This window comes from Parahaemophilus parainfluenzae (assembly GCF_001055095.1).
GTDB classification, from domain to species: domain Bacteria; phylum Pseudomonadota; class Gammaproteobacteria; order Enterobacterales; family Pasteurellaceae; genus Haemophilus_D; species Haemophilus_D parainfluenzae_Z.
Window position 1 is genome coordinate 67,907 of sequence record NZ_JVHG01000011.1, and the last position, 21,958, is coordinate 89,864.

The following is a 21,958-nucleotide window of genomic DNA, read 5'->3' on the forward strand; positions in this document are numbered from 1 at the left end:
TGAAAGATAAAGGAAAATAATATGACTCCAGTCCAAAAATCCCAACACATTTTTACGCAAAAATATAACAAGCAACCTGAACTGACTGTGTATGCGCCAGGTCGTGTAAACATTATCGGCGAACATACTGACTACAATGATGGCTTTGTAATGCCTTGTGCGATCAATTATGGTACAGCTATTGCGGGATCAAAACGTGCTGATCATATTTGGAATGTTTATGCCGCAGATCTTGATCTTGAGGATACCTTTTCTCTTAATGAAGATTTCCCTCAAAGTGAGCAAAAATGGGCGAATTATGTGCGTGGTGTTGTGAAATTTATTCAGGAACGTTGCCCGCAATTTAAACAAGGCGCTGATTTGGTGATTTCCGGAAATGTGCCCCACTCTTCTGGTTTAAGCTCTTCCGCCGCCCTTGAAGTGGCGACTGGAAAATTCTGCCAACAACTCAGTGATTTACCTTTAACTCATACAGAAATTGCTTTAATTGGTCAAAAAGCTGAAAACAAATTTGTAGGTGCGAATTGCGGGAATATGGATCAATTAATTTCGGCTTTAGGACAAAAAGATCATCTCTTAATGATTGATTGCCGTAGCTTAGAAACACAGCCAACGCCTGTGCCGAAAGATGTTGCTGTCATTATTGTGAACTCAAATGTACCCCATGATTTGGTCACGGGCGAATATAACACACGCCGTTGGCAATGTGAAAAAGCTGCAGAATTCTTTGGCGTAAAAGCGTTACGTGATGTGTCAGTAGAAGAATTCCAAAAAAGAGAAGCAGAATTGACCGCACTTAATGCTTTAGTGGCTAAACGTGCACGCCATGTGGTGACCGAAAACCAACGCGTACTTGATGCTGTTAAAGCATTAAAACATAACGATTTAACAAAATTAGGCGAATTAATGGGGCAATCTCACGAGTCCATGCGTGATGATTTCGAGATTACTGTGCCACAAATTGATTATCTTGTGGAACTCGCTCAATTAGTCATTGGTAAAACTGGTGGTGCGAGAATGACCGGCGGTGGTTTTGGTGGCTGCATTGTTGCCCTTGCTCCTCATGATAAAGTTGAAGAAGTGCGTAAAATTATTGCCGATAATTATGAAAAACAAACGGGCTTAAAAGAAGATTTCTACGTTTGCACAGCCTCACAAGGAGTGAGCCTATGCTAGAAAAAACGGCGTTCAATGCACCAGATGGACAGCCTTATCAACTTGTTCAACTCACCAATTCGAATGGCATGACCGTGCAATTTATGGATTGGGGAGCCACTTGGCTTTCTTGTAAAGTTCCTGTGAGTGGTGAGTTGCGAGAAGTGTTACTTGGCTGCAAAGTGGAGGATTATCCTCATCAAAATGCTTATTTGGGCGCAAGCGTAGGGCGCTATGCGAACCGTATTGCTAATGCCCAATTTGAATTGGATGAACGAACAATTCAGCTGGTTGCGAATCAAGGCAAACATCAATTACATGGTGGTCAAGAAGGCTTTGATAAACGTCGTTGGAAAGTGGAAGAGCGCGGCCAGAATTTTGTGCGTTTTTCCCTTGTGTCTCCCGATGGGGATCAAGGTTTTGAAGGCAATGTACAAGTTAATGTGATTTACACGCTGACCGATGAAAATAGCGTAAAAATTGAATACGAAGCCGAAAGTGATAAAGATACCGCGCTTAATTTAACAAACCACGCTTATTTCAATTTAGAAAATGCGGAGCAGGGCAGTGATGTACGAAATCATACACTACGCCTTAATGCGGATTTCTATCTGCCAGTTGATGGCGAAGGCATTCCAAATTCACCACTTAAACATGTGGTGAATACCAGCTTTGATTTTCGTGTGGCAAAACCAATCGTACAAGATTTCCAACAAGGTGATCAAGTAGTAACAAAAGGTTACGATCATTCCTTTATTGTCAATAAAGCATGGCAAAAACCTTGCGTATTATTAACTTCCCCTAATGAAGATTTAAGCCTTGAGGTGCTTACTTCCCAAGCTGCATTACAGGTTTATACGGGAAACTATCTTGCAGGCACTCCAACTCGTGAAGGTGGCACTTATCAAGATTTCAGCGGCATTGCTCTTGAAACCCAATGCCTTCCCGATACCCCAAACCACCCTGAGTGGCAGAATTATGGTGGTATTCAAGAAGCAGGTGAACGCTATTACCAGTGGGCAGAGTTTAGGTTTAAATAGGTAATCAGTTAATAAAAGTGCGGTTAAAAATTTTCGTGTTTTTAACCGCACTTTATTTTCAGCCATTTAGCTTAAGTTTTTTGCGATTTTTGTCAAAATATGCTACTTTTTACGCAGTCAATCCGACAGTAACACATTTAATTTTATGAACGAAGAACATTCGAGTAATCAAACTGAAACAACTAAAAAATCTTTTTTCCAATCACTTATTGGCCGCTTTTTCCAAGGTGAGCTGAAAAACCGTGAAGAACTCGTGGAAGTGATTCGCGATTCAGAACAAAACGATTTAATCGATCAAAACACTCGCGAGATGATTGAAGGGGTAATGGAAATCGCTGAGCTTCGAGTTCGCGATATCATGATTCCTCGCTCGCAAATTGTATTTATTGAATCGAATCAAGATCTTGATGCTTGCTTAAACACGATTATTGAATCGGCGCACTCTCGCTTTCCTGTAATTGCAGATACGGATGATCGCGATAATATTGAAGGTATTTTACACGCGAAAGATTTGCTTAAATTTTTACGTGAAGATGCGGAAGAATTCGAGCTATCCAAGTTATTACGTCCAGTCGTGATTGTGCCGGAAAGTAAACGTGTCGATCGTATGCTAAAAGAGTTTCGTTCTGAACGTTTCCATATGGCGATTGTGGTGGATGAGTTTGGAGCTGTATCAGGTTTGGTGACCATCGAAGACATTCTCGAACAAATTGTGGGTGATATTGAAGACGAGTTCGATGAGGAAGATGTCGCAGATATTCGTCAGCTTTCTCGTCACACTTATGCGGTGCGTGCGCTAACGGATATTGATGATTTTAACGCACAATTTAACACGCATTTTGATGATGAAGAAGTGGATACTATTGGCGGTTTAATTATGCAAGCCTTTGGTTATCTGCCTAAACGCGGTGAGGAAATCACCTTAGAAAATATTCAATTTAAAGTGACCTCTGCCGATAGCCGCCGTTTGATTCAGGTACGCGTAACTGTGCCGGATGAGCATTTATCGGATATGGAAGGCGTGGAAGAACAAGCTGAATAAGTTGCTCAGTTGACCGTATTCTTAGCCCCCTCTTTGCTGAAGAGGGGGAATGTTTTTTTATAGTATGGATAAAATGAATAAGTTAGTGATTTATCTTATTGCTCTGATTTCTGGTGTAATTGGCGTGTTTGCCTTTTCGCCGTTTGATTATTGGGGATTAGCCTACGTATCGTTGGGTGGATTGCTTTTTGTGGCAAAAAATGCCAAAAAATCAACCGCACTTTTTGCTACTTTTTTGTGGTCGATGGGCTTTTTCTGTTTTGGTGTAAGTTGGTTAAATGTCAGCATTCATCAATTTGGTGGCGCTTCCCTTGGCGTGAGTTATCTCTTAGTCGGCCTACTTTCGGCTTACCTTGCACTTTATCCAATGCTTTTCACTTATTTAGTGCAACGTTTTCAGGTGCAAAGTGCGGTCATTTTTGCCGCGATTTGGACATTGACTGAATTCTTGCGTGGTTGGGTGTTTACCGGTTTTCCATGGCTACAATTTGGTTATACCCAAATCGACAGTCCATTTTTCGGCATCGCGCCGATCTTTGGTGTCACGGGGCTAACATTCTTTACCGTTTGGGCAAGTGCGGTCATTTTTAATCTTGTTTTTTCACTATCGAAAAAACAATGGAATTTAGTCGGTGTGAATACATTGCTATTATTGGTTGTGGGTGGATTAAGCGCTTATGCCGGTAAGGTCAATTTTGTCCAACCCAAAGAAGGTAAAGGACTAACTGTCACCCTTGCACAAGGTAATATTGAGCAAAATTTAAAATGGGATCCTGAATATCTTTATGCCACGGTAGACATCTATCAAAAACAAATTTTGGGGCATTTAGGCACGTCTGATTTGATTATTTTGCCTGAGTCGGCATTGCCAACTTTGGAAAATGCCATTACGCCATTTTTTGAAGCTTTAGATAAAGTCGCGAAAGAGAAAAACACGGAAGTGATGATTGGCACCGTATACCGTGACGAGCAAAGCGGTAAATTATTAAATTCGATTGTGACGGCAGGGAATCCTGATTTCCCTTATGAATTAACGACAAAAAATCGTTACAGCAAACATCATCTCGTGCCATTTGGTGAGTACGTACCGTTAGAAAGTTTGTTACGTCCACTTAATTCCGTATTTAATTTGCCAATGTCTGCGTTCCAAAGTGGCGATGCGGTACAGCCATCTTTTATGGCAAAACAGCATGCTTTTGCACCGGCTATTTGTTATGAAATTATTTTTGGTGAGCAACTTCGTGAAAATCTGAAAAAAGAAACAGATTATTTGCTGACTATTTCTAATGATGCATGGTTTGGTGATAGTATTGGCCCTTGGCAGCATTTACAAATGGCTAGAATGCGTGCGCTCGAATTAGGCAAACCATTAATTCGTGCAACGAATACGGGTATTTCAGTGTTTATTGATGCAAAAGGCAACATTGAGGCGCAAGCGCCTCAATTTGAGGAAACAACGTTGACCCATAAAATGGTGCCAACAGAAGGCAAAACGCCTTATGCAGCATTAGGTAATTTACCTATTTATGTGTTGTCATTGATTTTTGTGTTATTACGTGGCTTCACGACGTTATTAAAGCGCCGCTTGAACCTTTCACAAAAATAGCAGTCAAAACGACCGCACTTTTTTAACGTGAGAGGAAAATAAATTTCTTCTTGTAAAACCAATGAGATTTTAATGAATAAAAATCTAATCGAAGTCAAAAACCTGACCTTTAAACGAGGTGAGCGTGTGATTTACGATAACCTGAATTTGAAAGTCCAACAGGGCAAAATTACGGCCATTATGGGGCCATCAGGGATCGGGAAAACTACGCTACTGAAATTAATTGGTGGTCAGTTGTATCCTGAACAAGGCGAGATTTTGTTTGATGGACAAGATATTTGTCGTCTTTCAAATCGCGAGCTTTACGAAGTACGTAAACGCATGGGAATGTTATTCCAATCAGGCGCTTTATTTACGGATATTTCCACGTTTGATAACGTGGCATTTCCGATTCGCGAGCATACCCGTTTGCCGGAAAGTCTAATTCGTCAAATTGTGTTGATGAAATTAGAAGCAGTAGGCTTACGCGGTGCGGCAGATTTAATGCCTTCAGAGCTTTCTGGTGGGATGGCGCGTCGTGCAGCATTGGCTCGAGCGATTGCACTTGATCCTGATTTAATCATGTTTGATGAGCCGTTTACGGGGCAAGATCCAATTAGCATGGGCGTAATCGTGAGCTTAATTAAACGCTTAAATGAAGCGCTGAACTTAACCTCTATTGTGGTTTCCCATGATGTTCAGGAAGTATTAAGCATTGCTGATTATGCCTATATTATTGCGGATAAACATGTGATTGCAGAAGGAACATCAGAACAACTGCTCGCGAGCCAAGATCCTCAAGTTGTGCAGTTCTTGAAAGGTGAAGCAGATGGTCCGGTAAAATTCCATTATCCGGCAGGTGATTATGTGGAGGAATTATTTAAATGATTGTTGATATGATTTCTTCACTTGGACGAAGCGTAATCAAATTTTTCCGCGCATTAGGCCGCTCAGGCTTTATGTTGTTCGGTGCGCTCGTAGGTAAACCGCAAGTTCGTAAACATTTTCCTTTATTAGTGAAACAGTTACACGTATTAGGTGTACAGTCTTTATTAATTATCCTGCTTTCAGGTTTATTTATTGGAATGGTGTTGGGCTTACAAGGTTATGTGGTCTTAGTTGATTTTTCAGCAGAAACCAGCCTTGGACAACTTGTAGCGCTGTCTTTATTACGTGAATTAGGCCCAGTAGTGACCGCACTTTTATTTGCAGGTCGTGCAGGTTCAGCGTTAACGGCTGAAATTGGCTTAATGAAAGCCACAGAACAACTTTCCAGCCTTGAAATGATGGCGGTCGATCCATTACGTCGAGTGATTGCACCACGCTTTTGGGCTGGGTTGATTGCGATGCCAATTCTTGCGCTTCTCTTTACCGCGATTGGTATTTGGGGCGGTGCGCTTGTCGGCGTAGATTGGAAAGGTGTTGATGCAGGTAGCTTCTGGTCAGTGATGCAAAATGCCGTCAGCTGGAGCTATGACATTCTAAACGGATTTATTAAAAGCGTATTTTTCGCCATTGCCGTGGTGTGGATTGCGTTATTCAATGGTTATGATTGTATTCCGACATCAGAAGGTATCAGTCAAGCCACAACCAGAACAGTTGTCCACGCATCACTTGTGGTTCTTGGGCTAGATTTCATCTTAACTGCCATTATGTTTGGGGCAGGCTAAAAGGGTATTTTTATGCGACAAACAATTAAATATGAATTTTGGGTAGGGTTATTTTTACTACTTGGTATCGCCGCGTTAGTGTTTTTAGGCTTACGTGTAGCGAATGTGCAAGGTTTTGGTGAAACAAAATCTTACACAGTGACTGCAACTTTTGACAATATTGGTGGACTAAAAGTCCGTGCACCGCTTAAACTTGGTGGGGTAGTGATTGGTCGTGTGTCTGACATTACATTAGACGAAAAATCTTACTTGCCAAAAGTCAGTATTGCGATTAATGAAGAATATAAAGAAATTCCGGAAAACAGTTCGTTATCGATCAAAACATCGGGATTATTGGGCGAGCAATATATCGCCTTAACTATGGGGTTTGATGATGGTGAAACCGCGATGTTAAAAAACGGTAGCCAAATTCAAGACACTAAATCCGCAATGGTATTGGAAGATTTAATCGGCCAGTTCCTTTACGGTGATAAAAAAGCAGACGGTAATGCTGATAAAGCAGAACCAGAAGCCAAATAATAATCTTTATTTAGGAGATTTATGATGAAATTTACTCAGTTTAAAAAATGGTTTAGCGTAATGGCATTTGCAGTGACTGCACTTTTTGTGACTCAAACTGTACGTGCAGAAACAAGCCCTTATGTGTTGATGCAACAAGCATCAGATAAGTTATTTGCCGATATCAAAAACAATCAGGCAAAAATTAAAAAGGATCCAAACTATTTACGTACCATCGTGCGTAACGATTTATTACCTTACGTGCAAGTAAACTATGCAGGTTCTTTGGTGTTAGGTTCACACTTTAAATCAACCACACCAGAACAACGTGAAAAATTCTTTAAAGCATTCAGCGACTTTATCGAACAAGCTTATGCTCAAGTGTTAACCGCTTACACCGATCAAAATATTCAAATTGAACCAGCAAAAGAAGTAGGCGATAAAAACCTTGTGAGCATTCGTGTCAACATCATGCAAAATGGTGGACAAGCGCCAATCAAATTAGATTTTAAATGGCGTAAAAACAGTAAAACTGGCGAATGGCAAGCTTATGACATGGTTGCAGAAGGCGTGAGCATGGTTGTCACCAAACAAAACGAATGGAGCGGTATTTTACGTCAACAAGGTATTGAAGCATTAACTGCTCAAATTCAAAAATCTGCTGCAGCACCAGTGACATTGAGCAAATAAGCGAATGACTGCGTTAAAGTGGGATTTAATCCAAAATAATGATAAGATAGCTCTCCAATTATCGGGGGAGCTATCCCGCAACACGTTGTTACCATTATGGCAGCAACGTGCTTCTTTTTTATCAGAAAAGCAAAACAATCAAAGTCTCATTGAATTTGATTTAACTGAAATCAATCGAATTGATTCTGCCGGTTTTGCATTATTGTGTGATTTTCTACACGATGGTGAGCAGTTACCAAATAAAAAAGTGCGGTTGATAAACCCTCCAGAACAGTTATTAACCCTTGCTGATTTAGTGAATTTATCTCATTGGATTAGCACTTTTATCGACCATAATTAAAACGGAAATCCGAATGGAACTGCAAGAAATTGAACGTATTTTAAAAGAAAGCCTGAATGTAGATGAAGTTTATGCTCAAGGTGAAAATGCTCACTTTGGTGTGATTGTAGTAAGTGATGAAATCTCAGCACTTTCTAAATTAAAGCAGCAACAAACCATCTACGCGCCATTAATGCCTTATTTCCAAACTGGCGAAATTCACGCTTTAACCATTAAAACCTATACCACTGCAAAGTGGAAAATGGATCGTCTATTACATCAAGCAAGCTAGGATTTTCTATGGAAAAATTTCGTGTTTATGGCGGGCAATCTCGCTTAAGTGGTACTGTAACCATCTCTGGTGCAAAAAATGCTGCACTTCCTATTCTTTTTGCCGCCATTTTGGCGACTGAACCGGTTAAATTAACAAACGTACCAGAACTAAAAGATATTGATACCACTTTAAAAATCTTACGCAAACTTGGTGTTGTGGTAGAGCGTGATGCTGAAGGTGCAGTATTATTAGATTGTTCTAAAATTGATCACTTCGTTGCGCCATATGAATTAGTAAAAACCATGCGTGCTTCTATTTGGGCATTAGCACCGTTGGTAGCTCGTTTTAATCAAGGTCAAGTTTCTTTACCAGGCGGTTGTTCTATCGGTGCACGTCCGGTTGATCTTCACATTAGTGGCTTAGAAAAACTCGGTGCAACGATTGAGCTTGATGAAGGTTATGTAAAAGCGGTTGTTGCAGATCGTCTTGTAGGTACGCGTATTGTGATGGAAAAAGTGAGCGTTGGCGCGACTTTATCTATCATGATGGCGGCAACACTTGCAAAAGGTACAACAATCATTGAAAACGCAGCACGCGAGCCTGAAATTGTCGATACAGCTGATTTTCTCAACAAAATGGGGGCAAAAATTACCGGTGCAGGTACCGATCACATTGTCGTTGAAGGTGTTGAGCGTTTAACTGGCTGCGAGCACAGCATTGTGCCAGATCGTATTGAAACTGGTACATTCTTAATTGCAGGTGCCATTTCAGGTGGTCGCGTGGTATGTAAAAATACCAAAGCGGATACCATGGATGCCGTGATTGATAAACTTCGTGAAGCAGGTGCAGAAGTCGAAGTCACAGAAGATAGCATTACCTTAGATATGCATGGCAATCGTCCAAAAGCTGTGAATATTCGTACTGCACCACACCCAGGTTTCCCAACGGATATGCAAGCTCAGTTCACCTTGTTAAACATGGTGGCAGAAGGTACAAGTATCATCACTGAAACCATTTTTGAAAACCGCTTTATGCACATTCCAGAATTAATTCGTATGGGTGGTAAAGCTGAAATCGAAGGTAACACCGCGGTTTGTCATGGTGTTGAGCATCTTTCTGGTGCAGAAGTGATGGCAACAGATTTACGTGCATCAATCAGCCTTGTATTAGCGGGTTGTATCGCAAGTGGTGAAACCATCGTAGATCGTATTTATCATATCGATCGTGGTTATGAGCACGTTGAAGATAAACTTCGTTGTTTAGGTGCGAAGATTGAACGTTTCTCTGAAAAGAGCGAAGAAGTTTAGTTAAATCCAGATAAAAAAGAGCGGTCAATTTTGACCGCTCTTTTATTTTCTATTCATTATTTTTTCGAATAATCTCTCGCTCCAAAAATGGCTGTACCAATACGCACCATAGTTGAACCACATTTAATGGCACTTTGCATATCATCGGTCATTCCCATTGAAAGCGTATCAATTTGCTGATGAGGCAAAGCGACTTTAAGTTGCTCAAATAATTGTTCCATTTGACTAAAGGCGGCTTCTTGTTCAGCAATATTGTCTGTTGGGGCAGGGATCGCCATTAATCCACGTAAACGTAAGTGCGGTAGATTTTCAATGTGTTTTGCAAGCTCAATCATTTCACTCGGTTGAATACCTGATTTACTGGCTTCATCACTGATATTAATTTGGATTAGAACATTCAAAGGCGCTTTATTGGCAGGACGTTGTTCATTTAAACGATCGGCAATTTTTGCACGTTCTAACGTTTGCATCCAATCGAAATGTTCTGCTACAAGACGCGTTTTATTAGATTGTAGTGGCCCAATAAAATGCCATTCAAGTTGAATATTCCGTCCTTCAAAATACTGAATTTTGTCTACGCCTTCTTGAACATAGTTTTCCCCAAATGCTTTTTGTCCGGCTTGATAGGCTTCTAAAATCGCTTCATTGGGTTTGGTTTTAGAAACGGCTAATAAAGTGACCGCACTTTCAGGACGATGAGCAAGTTGAGTGGAGGCTTGGATTTTTTTATGGATGGTTTCGAGTGCTTGTTGAATTGTCATAATTCCTTTCCTGACCAATGTGAAACTCTCTTCATTCTACACCAAAGCGATGATTTTTAGAAAAAATCTTCATTTTTTTGATTTTATGTTTGACAAGCCTGCGCTTTTTCGGTATTTCTAAACACATCTTTTTTCAAGGTTAAAATACAATGAAGAATAACCGCACTTTCACGATTACCACCATTATTATGACCATTACGACAATTAATGGGGCGGGTTAGTGCGTAGCAAACAGGATCAAGAAAACCCGCATTCAGTCTAGTGCGGGTTTTTTAGTATTTAAAAATCACAACATCTGAGGATATTATCATGCGCGTATTAAAATTTGGTGGCACTTCATTAGCCAACCCTGAGCGTTTTTCACAAGCGGCTCAATTAATCGAAAAAGCTCATTTGGAAGAGCAGGCTGCCGGTGTCTTATCTGCTCCTGCAAAAATTACTAACCATCTTGTTGCCCTCTCTGAAAAAGCCGCATTAAACCAACCTACTGATACCCACTTTAACGAAGCCATTGAGATTTTCTATAACATCATTAATGGTTTACACGCTGAAAATAATAAATTTGATCTTGCAGGGACTAAAGCCCTCATTGATGCAGAATTTGCTCAAATTAAAGGCTTATTAGAAGAAATTCGCCAAGCAGGCAAAGTAGAAGATAAAGTTAAAGCAACCATTGACTGCCGAGGTGAAAAATTATCGATTGCGATGATGAAAGCATGGTTTGAAGCACGTGGGTATAGTGTTCACATTGTAGATCCGGTTAAGCAATTATTAGCACAAGGTGGTTACTTAGAATCTTCAGTTGATATTGACGAATCGACAAGACGCGTTGATGCAAAAAGTATCGGTAAAGATAAAGTGGTTCTAATGGCTGGTTTTACCGCATGTAATGATAAAGGTGAATTACTGTTATTAGGCCGTAATGGTTCTGATTATTCAGCAGCTTGTTTAGCAGCTTGTTTAGATGCGTCTGTTTGTGAAATTTGGACTGATGTGGATGGCGTTTATACGTGTGACCCTCGTTTAGTGCCAGATGCTCGTTTATTACCAAGCCTTTCTTATCGTGAAGCAATGGAGCTTTCTTATTTTGGTGCGAAAGTGATCCATCCACGTACAATTGGTCCATTATTACCAAAACAAATCCCTTGTGTGATTAAAAACACCGGTAATTCATCTGCGCCGGGTTCAATAATTGATGGTCATGTGAAATCTGAAGGGTTACAAGTGAAAGGGATCACTAACCTTGATAACGTAGCAATGTTCAATGTTTCAGGTCCTGGTATGCAAGGTATGGTAGGGATGGCAGCTCGTGTCTTCTCAGCGATGTCAAAAGCCGGTATTTCAGTGATTTTAATTACGCAATCTTCTTCTGAATACAGCATTAGCTTCTGTGTGCCAGTAAAATCAGCAGATGCAGCGAAAGCAATTTTAGAACAAGAATTTGCTGCAGAATTAAAAGCCCATGACTTAGAACCAATTGAGGTCGCAAAAGATCTTTCTATAATCTCTGTTGTAGGTGATGGTATGAAACAAGCTAAAGGTATCGCGGCTCGTTTCTTCTCAGCATTGGCTCAAGCGAATATAAGCTTAGTCGCAATTGCACAAGGTTCTTCTGAGCGTTCAATTTCAGCAGTTGTCGCGCAAAATAAAGCGATTGAAGCCGTGAAAGCCACTCACCAAGCACTTTTCAATAACAAAAAAGTCGTCGATATGTTTCTAGTCGGCGTTGGTGGTGTTGGTGGTGAGTTAATTGAACAAATTAAACACCAAAAAGAATACCTCGCAAAGAAGGACATTGAAATCCGTGTTTGTGCCTTAGCGAATTCAACAAAAATGCTTTTGGATGAAAACGGGTTGAATTTAGATAATTGGAAAGCAGATCTTGAAAATGCAACCCAACCATCTGATTTCGATGTGTTGTTATCTTTCATTAAATTACACCACGTAGTGAACCCAGTCTTCGTAGATTGTACAACAGCTGAATCGGTCGCAGGGCTTTATGCACGTGCGTTAAAAGAAGGCTTCCATGTGGTAACTCCAAATAAAAAAGCGAATACCCGTGAATTAGCTTATTACCACGAATTACGTCGCAATGCCCAAGCGAGCCAACATAAATTCCTATACGAAACTAACGTAGGCGCAGGCTTGCCGGTTATCGAAAACTTACAGAACTTGTTGGCAGCTGGGGATGAGCTTGAGTATTTTGAAGGCATTTTGTCGGGCTCACTTTCTTTCATTTTCGGTAAATTAGAAGAAGGACTTTCTCTTTCAGAAGTGACCGCACTTGCACGTGAAAAAGGCTTTACAGAACCCGATCCTCGTGATGATTTATCGGGGCAAGATGTGGCACGTAAATTGCTTATTTTAGCGCGTGAAGCCGGTTTAGAACTTGAGCTTTCCGATGTGGAAGTGGAGGGAGTATTACCAAAAGGCTTCTCTGAAGGCAAATCAGCAGATGAATTTATGGCGATGCTGCCACAATTAGATGCGGAATTTAAAGCACGCGTTGAAGCTGCGAAAGCGGAAGGGAAAGTATTGCGCTACGTAGGCCAAATTAAAGATGGTCACTGCAAAGTGTCAATCATCGCCGTGGATCAAAATAATCCATTGTACAAGGTGAAAGACGGTGAAAACGCGCTTGCATTTTACACTCGTTATTATCAACCAATTCCGTTGCTATTACGTGGTTACGGTGCAGGTAACGCAGTAACTGCAGCAGGCATCTTTGCGGATATTTTAAGAACATTACATCACTAAAAAGGACATAACATGTTAAGAATTTATGCTCCCGCATCGAGTGCAAATATTAGTGTAGGTTTTGACACATTAGGCGCAGCCATTTCACCGATTGATGGTTCATTATTAGGTGATGTCGTACAGATTGAGTCTATTCCAAGTGGTTTTGAGCTCGAAAGTGCGGGCTATTTTGTGCGTAAATTGCCAAAAGAGCCACAAAAAAATATCGTGTATCAGGCCTATGTACTGTTTAGTGAGCAATTAAAATTACGCAATGTGAGAGTCAAACCATTGCGTTTGACCCTTGAGAAAAATATGCCGATTGGTTCGGGATTAGGCTCAAGTGCCTGTTCTATTGTGGCTGCATTAGTGGCATTAAATAAATTCCACGATGAACCATTCTCAAAAATGGAATTGTTAGAGATGATGGGGGAGCTAGAAGGTCGTATTTCAGGTTCTATCCATTATGATAATGTGGCACCTTGTTACTTAGGCGGTGTGCAATTTATGGTACAATCTCTCGGTAACATTTGCCAAAAACTGCCATTTTTTGATAATTGGTATTGGGTCTTAGCTTATCCAGGCATTGAGGTTTCAACCGCTGAAGCACGCGCAATTTTACCGAAAAGCTACACGCGCCAAGATGTGATTTCTCATGGTCGTCATTTAGGTGGCTTTGTGCATGCATGTCATACGCATCAAGAAAACCTAGCAGCGATGATGATGAAAGATGTGATTGCGGAACCTTATCGTGAGGCTTTATTGCCAAACTTCGCAGAAGTGAAACAAGCTACTCGTGATTTAGGTGCGTTAGCAACGGGGATTTCAGGCTCTGGCCCAACGATTTTCTCCATTGCACCTGATTTACAAACCGCAACAAAACTGGCGACTTATTTAGAAAATCATTATTTACAAAACAACGAAGGTTTTGTGCATGTTTGTAAGGTCGATAATGATGGCGCGAGAGAGCTCGGTTAAACAATAAATCGCTTTTATCCCCTTTTTTAAGAGGGGAATAACATTTTATTAAAACTCTATAATTAACGGATATACAATGAATTTGTACAATATCAAACACCCTGAAGAACAAGTGAATTTTGCACAAGCAGTACGTCAAGGGCTTGGTAAGGACCAAGGCTTATTTTTTCCGGAAACCATTCCAACGTTAAGCAATATTGACGAATTATTAGCCTTACCATTGGTTGAACGTAGTCAAAAAATTCTTAGCGCATTAATCGGTGAAGAATTACCGAAAGCAACATTAGATGCAATGGTAAAAAATGCATTTACTTTTCCTGCACCGTTGGAAAAAGTAGAAGATAATATTTATGCCCTTGAATTATTCCATGGACCAACTTTAGCATTTAAAGACTTCGGTGGTCGTTTTATGGCGCAGGCGCTCGCTGCAGTGCGTGGTGATGGCAAAATCACCATTTTAACAGCGACATCTGGTGATACCGGTGCGGCAGTTGCCCACGCGTTTTATGGGTTAGAAAACATCAATGTGGTGATTTTATATCCGAAAGGCAAAATCAGCCCATTACAAGAAAAATTATTCTGTACTTTAGGTGGTAATATTCGCACTGTGGCGATTAATGGCGATTTCGATGCCTGCCAAGCGTTAGTTAAACAAGCCTTTGATGATGCAGAACTGCGTCAAGCGATTGGTTTAAACTCAGCAAATTCCATTAACATTAGCCGTTTATTGGCGCAAGTTTGTTATTACTTTGAAGCCGTAGCGCAATTACCAAAAGAAAAACGTGATAACGTAGTAGTTTCTGTACCAAGTGGTAACTTCGGTAACTTAACTGCGGGATTAATCGCTAAAACATTAGGTTTACCAATTAAACGCTTTATTGCAGCAACCAATGCGAACGATACCGTGCCACGGTATTTAGAATCAGGTAATTGGGCACCTAAAGCGACCGTAGCGACGCTTTCTAATGCGATGGATGTGAGTCGCCCGAACAACTGGCCTCGTGTCGAAGAGTTATTTAAACGTAACGGTTGGAATTTAAGTGATTTAGGTTCTGGTATGTTAAGCGATAGCGAAACAGAAGAAACCTTAAAAGCGATGCATGCAAAAGGTTATTTATGTGAACCACACGGCGCGATTGCCTATCAAGTATTGAAAGATCAACTTAAAGCGGATGAAACCGGTATTTTCTTATGTACGGCACATCCTGCAAAATTTAAAGAGTCTGTAGAGCGTATTCTTTCGCTCGATCTTCCATTGCCAGAAGCGTTGGATAAACACAATAAATTGCCATTACTTTCTGATGAAATGGATAACGACTTTGCACAATTACGTGCATATTTGCTGAAATAATAAAAAAGTGCGGTTGATTTTGACCGCACTTTTATTTTATTGCTCAAAAGGGCGGGGTAAACGCCCTTTATTTTTTAGGAGTTAATCTTCTTTTCCTAAGATTTGATTCACTTCACTCTTATAGAGTACAGCTTTAGCACCGAAAATGGCCTGTACGCCACCACCGACTTCAAGCACATCAATCGCACCTAATTTTTTCAATGTGGCTTTATCAACGGCTTTGACATCTTTAACTGAAACACGTAAGCGAGTAATACACGCGTCCACGTTTTCAATATTTTCAGCGCTACCTAATGCTGCAATAATTTTATGTGCATTTTCAGTAAGTGAACTTGTTTCTTGTTCTATATTGTCTTCGGTTTCTTCACCACGTCCTGGTGTCATTACATTAAAGATGCGGATCAAGAAAACGAAAGAGAAATAATAGAGCAGCGCCCAAGGAATACCGACGAAAATTACACGCAACCAATGGGTGTTTTCATCACCTTGTAAGATACCAAAGAGCAAGAAATCAATAAAACCACCAGAGAAAGTATTCCCAATAGAGATATTTAAATAATCGGCAATAAAGAAAGATACTCCATCTAAGAATGCGTGGAACACATAAAGCCATGGTGCAACAAACAAGAACATAAACTCGATCGGTTCAGTAATGCCAGTAATGAATGATGTTAGGGCTGCACCAAGGAACAAGCCGCCAATTTGTGCACGACGTTTTTTCGGTACACAGTGATACATGGCTAAACAGGCTGCTGGTAAGCCAAACATCATGGTATCAAAACGGCCGGCAAAGAAACGAGTACCTTCAGTAAATAAACCATGGTGATTAGGAGCGGCTAATTGAGCAAAAAAGATTTTTTGTGCACCGACAATCATCTCGCCATTGACCATTTCCACACCACCTAATTCAGAATACCAAAACAGTGGGTAAATCATGTGATGTAATCCAACCGCACCAGATAATCGCATTAAGAAACCGTATAAGAATGTACCAAAGGTTCCCATGGATGCGATGCTTTTACCCGCCGAGACGAGCCATTGTTGGAAAGTTGGCCAAATGAGGAAGAAAACTAATCCAACAAAAATAGCTGAAAAAGCAGTCACAATTGGCACAAAGCGAGAGCCGCCAAAGAAACCTAATACTTGTGGTAATTGAATGTTGTGATAGCGATTGTGTAATTTAACGGTAATTAGCCCCATCACCAATGCTCCAATTACACCCGTATCAATGCTTTTTACATCAGGAGAGAAAATCGGAATTAATGCGGCAATAGTGCCCGTCATAATGAGATAACCAACAACTGCAGCGAGAGCTGCAACGCCTTTGTCACGTTTAGCTAAGCCGATACCTAAACCAATACACAATAATAAGGCTAAATTAGCGAATACCACGCTACCGGCTGCAGACATAATCTGAAACAGGCCTTGCAGCGCCTCATTATTTAAAATTGGATAGGCTTGCACAGTTGCTTTATTGGAAAGCGCCCCACCGATCCCGAGTAAAAGACCTGCAGCAGGCAAAATAGCAATCGGCAACATAAATGCCTTACCGACTTGTTGAAGTTGTTTAAACATAGAACCTCCTGTGATTACTTTTTTGAAATGTAACGTATTTAAGGAGAAAAATCTGTGAAACCGCTCACAGTTTTAATCTAAGACGTTGTTTTGACAGATTTTTGCTTGTGTTGGCGCGCAGCGAATTTCCTTTTATAATGCTATCAAACGGATATGTTTATTTATTATTTGTATGACAACTTTTATTGCCTACGCCAATATTCAGCAACCTTTTTCTTTTGATGAAATCCCTACAGATCTTGTCCCTGAAAATTTGCGTACAGAACCACAGGGAAATTCTCGGATAACGCAACGTCATCAATGTCGTCGATTAGCGCATTTTTTACTTTGGCAGTTGCTAAAAACAGCGGGAAAATCAACCGCACTTTTAGGACAAATTTATCGTACGCAAAGTGGCAGACCACAATTTCCCATCGAGAACATCGATTTTAATATAAGCCACTCAGGCGATTGGGTTGCCGTATTGCTGCATATTAATGAATCAGAAAAAAGTGCGGTCGGTATTGATATTGAATTTTCGAAAAAACGGAGTTTTTCTGCGCTAATGGCACATTTTGCGCCACAAGCAGAGCAAGAATGGTTTGCTAAACAACCTGATAAGGAGCTGGCTTTTTATCGCTGTTGGTGTTTGCGTGAAGCGGTATTGAAATCACAAGGCGTTGGGATTGTAAAACTTTCAAGTGTGGTACATTTACCAGAGCGGTTACAGATCTTTTCAGATTATTGTCCGAAAGGGGAATTGATCTTTATCGATGAATTACCTTTTTATTTTGCTGCATTTATTAATCAGCCAAAAATTCAACCGCACTTTTATCAATGGGATGGGAAAAATTTAGTAGAAAAAAATATACAAAAATCCTTGATTTACCAAGTAAATGAATAAAACAAAATCCTTGAAAATATTCAAGGATTTTTTATTTAATAATAATTTGCATTGCCACTTGTATTTTCATAGACTAACCCCATTTATTTCGTTAAACTCATTAAAAATTTTAGACAAATGGAGAACGTAATGTCGCAAAACGGTCCAGATCAAGATCCTTGGGGTAAACCCGGACAGAGCAGTGGTCCAAAACAGTCAGATAATTCATCAGATAAGCAAAATGAAAATGGTTGGGGCGCTCGAGACAATAAAAATCAGGAACAATCACCTCCTGATATTGAAGAAGTATTTAATAATCTGTTGAAAAAATTAGGTGGTGGGAATAAGAAGGGCGGATCAAATAATACTTCGCCGAATATACCTTCATTTAATTTAGGTAAGATTTTACCGATCGCCGCAGTAATCGGAGGGATTATTTGGGGTGCAAGCGGTTTTTACACCATTAAAGAAGCAGAACGTGGCGTGACGTTACGTTTTGGCGAGTTTCATTCTATCGTTCAACCCGGTTTAAACTGGAAACCCACCTTTATTGATAAAGTGATTCCAGTGAATGTAGAACAAGTTCGTGAGCTTAAAACGCAAGGTGCGATGTTAACCAAAGATGAAAACATGGTTAAAGTGGAAATGACCGTACAATATCGCGTGCAAAATCCTGAAAAATACCTGTTTAGCGTAAGCAATGCGGACAATAGTCTTGGACAAGCGACTGACAGTGCACTTCGTTATGTGATTGGTCATATGACTATGAATGATGTGCTGACAACGGGTCGAGCCGTGGTACGTGAAGATACATGGAAAGCCTTGAACGATATTATCAAACCTTATGATATGGGACTTGAAGTGATTGACGTGAACTTCCAATCTGCACGTCCACCAGAAGAAGTGAAAGATGCTTTCGATGATGCGATTAAAGCACAGGAAGACGAACAACGTTACATTCGTGAAGCAGAAGCTTATGCTCGCGAGAAAGAGCCAATCGCTCGTGGTGATGCTCAGCGTATCGTTGAAGAAGCAACAGCTTATAAAGATCGTGTTGTGCTTGATGCGCAAGGGGAAGTGGAACGTTTACAACGTCTTCTGCCTGAATTTAAAGCAGCACCTGATTTGTTAAAAGAGCGTCTTTATATTCAAACCATGGAAAAAGTGATGGCAAACACACCTAAAGTGATGTTAGACAGCAATAATGGTAACAATTTAACTGTGTTGCCATTGGAGCAATTAATGGGTAAAAAGACGATTAAACCAGTGACCACTACTTCTGAAAGTGTGGTCAGTTCTGCGCCTGTTTCAACACAGGAACGTCGTGTAGAAACACAAGCGGTTCAACCGGTTCAATCAAATGAAGGCATTCGCCAAGGGAGATTTAACTAATGCGTAAATTTTTACTTCCGATTATTGTGGTGATTGCTGCGGTGTTATATTCCAGCGTGGTGGTTGTAACTGAAGGCTCACGTGGCATCATGTTGCGTTTTAACAAAGTACAACGTGATGCAGGAAACAAAGTGGTCGTGTATGAACCAGGTTTGCATTTTAAATTGCCTTTAATTGATAGCATTAAAGTGCTTGATGCACGTATTCGTACTCTTGATGGTTCGGCTACTCGTTTTGTGACAGTCGAGAAAAAAGACTTGTTGGTGGATTCCTATGTGAAATGGAGAATCAGCGATTTCGGTCGTTTCTATACTGCAACGGGTGGTGGTGATTATAACCAAGCTTCAAGCTTATTAAGCCGTAAAGTGAATGACCGTCTGCGTTCAGAAATTGGTACTCGTACAATTAAAGATATCGTTTCAGGTACACGTGGTGAATTAATGGCGGGGGCGAAAAAAGCGTTAAATTCAGGGCAGGATAGTACCTCTGAATTAGGGATTGAAGTCGTCGATGTTCGCGTAAAACAAATCAATTTACCGGATGAAGTCTCTTCTTCGATTTACCAACGTATGCGTGCAGAACGTGATGCGGTTGCCCGTGAACACCGTTCACAAGGTAAAGAAAAAGCAGCGTTCATTCAAGCGGATGTGGATCGTAAAGTGACCTTGATCTTAGCGAATGCAAATAAAACTGCACAAGAATTACGTGGTAATGGTGATGCGGCAGCGGCAAAACTATATTCTCAAGCTTTTGCTCAAGAACCACAGTTTTATAGCTTTATTCGTAGCTTAAAAGCCTATGAAAGCAGCTTTGAAGGTTCAGATAATATGATGATTTTGAAATCTGACAGTGATTTCTTCCGCTTTATGCAAGCGCCAAAGAAATAAACAAGAGATAATGAAAGGTAAAGTGCGGTTAGAAATAACCGCATTTTTTTATTGCTTAATTTTAGGGGAATTCTCACTTATAAGATAAAAAGGCCTTTAATGCAATCAATCGAATCCATAGCCAAAGTTAATTAAATCCACATAAAATATAAGCCATTTTTTTGGCATAATCATCTTGCTTTAAGCTTTACGTTTCTTTTTTATGTTTATTGATCGTTTGGAGGATTATTAGATGAAAAAACTGATTATTGGCGGTGCAGCCATTGCTATCTTAGGTTATTTGGGCATTGTGGGGTAGCTACACCAATTTGATAAAGAGAATGCGACCCAACTTTTAATGGAAAATCGCTATGCTGGCGAACAAGAAAAAGTGGCAAAAGCCTTATTTGATAATAGCTGCCAATATTGCCATAGTCCAAACACACCTCTTCCATTTTATTCAAAATTCCCGATTGTGGGTGATGAAATGCAATCGGATATTCAAAGTGGGCTTCGTGCTTTCCGCCTAGATCGTTTACTTGAAGGCTTAAAAGATCCGAGCAAATTATCCCAATCTGATTTAGCAAAACTACAGCGTGTGCTTGAAAATAATGAAATGCCAATTGCTAAATTCAGACATCTCCACTGGGGAAGTAAACCAGATGAGCAAGAAAAAGTGACATTGCTTAACTGGATTCGTGAAGCACGTAAAATGTCTTTACCAAAAGAAACCCCCAATGTTGATGCAGATCGTTTAGTACAACCTATTCCAGACAGTATTGCAACAGATGAAGCAAAAGTCGCGTTAGGCCATGATCTTTTCTTTGATGGTCGTTTATCTGGCGATGGTTCTATTCAATGTCACACTTGTCACCAATTAGATAAAGGTGGTGTGGATAGACTTGATACTTCAACAGGGATTGAAGGTAAAAAAGGTCCAATTAACGCACCAACCGTATTCAATGCTGCATTTAACTTTGTGCAATTCTGGGATGGTCGTGCAGCAGATTTAGCTGATCAAGCAAAAGGTCCTCCAACAAATCCTGTAGAAATGGGCTCGCACTCTTGGGATGACATCGTGGCACGTTTTGAAATGGATGAAGAATTTAAAAAAGCATTCTTAAAAGAATATCCACAAGTGACGAAAGAAACTTTAACTCATGCGATTGGTGAATATGAAAAAACATTAATTACGCCAAACAGTGATTTTGACCGTTATTTGAAAGGGGATAAAACAGCCTTAACCGAGCAACAAGTTCGCGGTTATGAATTATTCAAACAGCATAAATGCGATACTTGCCATACAGGTGTAGCAATGGGTGGACAATCTTATGAGTACATGGGACTCTACGGCGATTACTTTAAAGATCGTGGTACGCCATTAACTGATGCCGATGAAGGTCGCTTTGCTCAAACTAAAGATCCGTTTGATATGCATCGTTTCAAAGTGCCAACCTTGTGCAACGTCGCACTTACTGCACCATATTTCCATGATGCCTCAGCAAAAGAGCTAAAAGATGCTGTGAGTGCAATGTTGAAATACCAAAGTAACGTGAAACAGCCTGCTCAAAAAGATGTTGAAGATATCACGTCTTTCTTAGAAAGCTTAACAGGTGAATTTAAAGGTGAAAAATTAAAATAATCCTTTGAGAGATAAATAGAAACGACCGCAAGTGCGGTCGTTTTTTTGTGAGTTTTGGTTAGATACAAAGTCATAAATGACTTAGTCAAAAAACAGAAAAGCTAAATTTTAGGTATAAAAAAGCCGCTTACGCGACAATCTTCTTTTTATATTTAAAATGGTGCCCGAAGCCAGACTTGAACTGGCACGCCTCGAAAGGCGAGGGATTTTAAATC

At 40.3% G+C, this 21,958-nt stretch carries 19 protein-coding genes, 1 pseudogene and 1 other annotated feature; of the genes and pseudogenes, 18 read left to right on the top strand and 2 right to left on the bottom strand.

What is annotated here, in order from left to right; genetic code table 11:
* The first annotated feature begins 21 nt into the window (after positions 1-21).
* The 11 genes from galK (at position 22) to murA (ending at position 9,580) form a co-directional block, all read left to right on the top strand.
* The gene (galK, locus tag ADA56_RS03330; RefSeq protein WP_049369214.1) at positions 22-1,176 is read left to right on the top strand and encodes a galactokinase; all 1,155 of its coding nucleotides are present in this window, start codon (positions 22-24) and stop codon (positions 1,174-1,176) included.
* The gene (gene galM / locus ADA56_RS03335; protein ID WP_049369216.1) at positions 1,170-2,195 is read left to right on the top strand and encodes a galactose-1-epimerase; all 1,026 of its coding nucleotides are present in this window, start codon (positions 1,170-1,172) and stop codon (positions 2,193-2,195) included. Before galK ends, galM begins: the two co-directional genes overlap by 7 nt.
* Before the next feature lie 145 nt (positions 2,196-2,340).
* Positions 2,341-3,237: a CNNM family magnesium/cobalt transport protein CorC gene (gene corC / locus ADA56_RS03340; RefSeq protein WP_049369218.1), complete on the top strand. Its 897-nt coding sequence runs from the start codon at positions 2,341-2,343 to the stop codon at positions 3,235-3,237.
* A gap of 73 nt (positions 3,238-3,310) precedes the next feature.
* Positions 3,311-4,843: an apolipoprotein N-acyltransferase gene (gene lnt / locus ADA56_RS03345; protein WP_049369242.1), complete on the top strand. Its 1,533-nt coding sequence runs from the start codon at positions 3,311-3,313 to the stop codon at positions 4,841-4,843.
* 72 nt (positions 4,844-4,915) lie between these two features.
* Complete coding sequence (gene mlaF, locus ADA56_RS03350) at positions 4,916-5,710, top strand: phospholipid ABC transporter ATP-binding protein MlaF (RefSeq protein ID WP_049369220.1); 795 nt, start codon at positions 4,916-4,918, stop codon at positions 5,708-5,710.
* Positions 5,707-6,492 carry a lipid asymmetry maintenance ABC transporter permease subunit MlaE gene (gene mlaE / locus ADA56_RS03355; RefSeq protein WP_005696644.1) on the top strand — a complete coding sequence of 262 codons (786 nt, stop codon included), beginning with the start codon at positions 5,707-5,709 and terminating at the stop codon, positions 6,490-6,492. Before mlaF ends, mlaE begins: the two co-directional genes overlap by 4 nt.
* Positions 6,493-6,504: 12 nt before the next feature.
* Entirely contained in the window at positions 6,505-7,011 is a 507-nt protein-coding gene (gene mlaD, locus ADA56_RS03360; RefSeq protein ID WP_049364516.1) for an outer membrane lipid asymmetry maintenance protein MlaD, read from the top strand.
* Between the two features lie 21 nt (positions 7,012-7,032).
* Positions 7,033-7,680 (top strand): phospholipid-binding protein MlaC, encoded by a 648-nt coding sequence (mlaC, locus tag ADA56_RS03365; RefSeq protein ID WP_005696640.1) that lies wholly within the window; start codon positions 7,033-7,035, stop codon positions 7,678-7,680.
* Between the two features lie 4 nt (positions 7,681-7,684).
* Complete coding sequence (locus tag ADA56_RS03370; protein ID WP_049369221.1) at positions 7,685-8,020, top strand: STAS domain-containing protein; 336 nt, start codon at positions 7,685-7,687, stop codon at positions 8,018-8,020.
* 13 nt (positions 8,021-8,033) lie between these two features.
* Complete coding sequence (locus ADA56_RS03375; protein ID WP_005697151.1) at positions 8,034-8,291, top strand: BolA family protein; 258 nt, start codon at positions 8,034-8,036, stop codon at positions 8,289-8,291.
* Between the two features lie 8 nt (positions 8,292-8,299).
* Positions 8,300-9,580 carry a UDP-N-acetylglucosamine 1-carboxyvinyltransferase gene (gene murA, locus ADA56_RS03380; protein WP_049369222.1) on the top strand — a complete coding sequence of 427 codons (1,281 nt, stop codon included), beginning with the start codon at positions 8,300-8,302 and terminating at the stop codon, positions 9,578-9,580.
* A gap of 56 nt (positions 9,581-9,636) precedes the next feature.
* On the opposite strand, the gene ADA56_RS03385 is transcribed toward murA, so the two are convergent.
* Positions 9,637-10,341 (bottom strand): YggS family pyridoxal phosphate-dependent enzyme, encoded by a 705-nt coding sequence (locus tag ADA56_RS03385; RefSeq protein ID WP_049369224.1) that lies wholly within the window; start codon positions 10,339-10,341, stop codon positions 9,637-9,639.
* Between the two features lie 162 nt (positions 10,342-10,503).
* Positions 10,504-10,619: a sequence feature (Thr leader region), on the top strand.
* Between the two features lie 31 nt (positions 10,620-10,650).
* On the opposite strand from ADA56_RS03385, the gene thrA reads away from it, so the two are divergent.
* The 3 genes from thrA (at position 10,651) to thrC (ending at position 15,406) form a co-directional block, all read left to right on the top strand.
* Positions 10,651-13,098 carry a bifunctional aspartate kinase/homoserine dehydrogenase I gene (thrA, locus tag ADA56_RS03390; protein ID WP_049369225.1) on the top strand — a complete coding sequence of 816 codons (2,448 nt, stop codon included), beginning with the start codon at positions 10,651-10,653 and terminating at the stop codon, positions 13,096-13,098.
* Positions 13,099-13,110: 12 nt separating this feature from the next.
* Positions 13,111-14,055 carry a homoserine kinase gene (gene thrB / locus ADA56_RS03395; RefSeq protein WP_005697139.1) on the top strand — a complete coding sequence of 315 codons (945 nt, stop codon included), beginning with the start codon at positions 13,111-13,113 and terminating at the stop codon, positions 14,053-14,055.
* A 76-nt stretch (positions 14,056-14,131) separates the two neighbouring features.
* A complete protein-coding gene (gene thrC, locus ADA56_RS03400; RefSeq protein ID WP_049369228.1) occupies positions 14,132-15,406 on the top strand; it encodes a threonine synthase in 1,275 nt (424 codons plus the stop codon).
* Positions 15,407-15,487: 81 nt separating this feature from the next.
* Here thrC and ADA56_RS03405 read toward each other — a convergent pair whose 3' ends face one another.
* Positions 15,488-16,981: a PTS transporter subunit EIIC gene (locus ADA56_RS03405; protein ID WP_049369229.1), complete on the bottom strand. Its 1,494-nt coding sequence runs from the start codon at positions 16,979-16,981 to the stop codon at positions 15,488-15,490.
* A gap of 172 nt (positions 16,982-17,153) precedes the next feature.
* Here ADA56_RS03405 and ADA56_RS03410 point away from each other — a divergent pair, with 172 nt between their 5' ends.
* The 4 genes and pseudogenes from ADA56_RS03410 to ADA56_RS03425 all read left to right on the top strand — a co-directional run bounded on the left by ADA56_RS03410 (position 17,154) and on the right by ADA56_RS03425 (position 21,743).
* Entirely contained in the window at positions 17,154-17,864 is a 711-nt protein-coding gene (locus ADA56_RS03410; RefSeq protein ID WP_049369231.1) for a 4'-phosphopantetheinyl transferase family protein, read from the top strand.
* Positions 17,865-17,993: 129 nt separating this feature from the next.
* Positions 17,994-19,235, top strand: a complete 1,242-nt coding sequence (gene hflK / locus ADA56_RS03415; RefSeq protein WP_049369233.1) for an FtsH protease activity modulator HflK — start codon at positions 17,994-17,996, stop codon at positions 19,233-19,235.
* Positions 19,235-20,122, top strand: coding sequence for a protease modulator HflC (gene hflC / locus ADA56_RS03420; protein WP_049369235.1), 888 nt, complete (start codon positions 19,235-19,237; stop codon positions 20,120-20,122). Before hflK ends, hflC begins: the two co-directional genes overlap by 1 nt.
* A gap of 232 nt (positions 20,123-20,354) precedes the next feature.
* Positions 20,355-21,743 (top strand): annotated as a pseudogene (locus ADA56_RS03425) (cytochrome-c peroxidase).
* Positions 21,744-21,958: the final 215 nt, after the last annotated feature.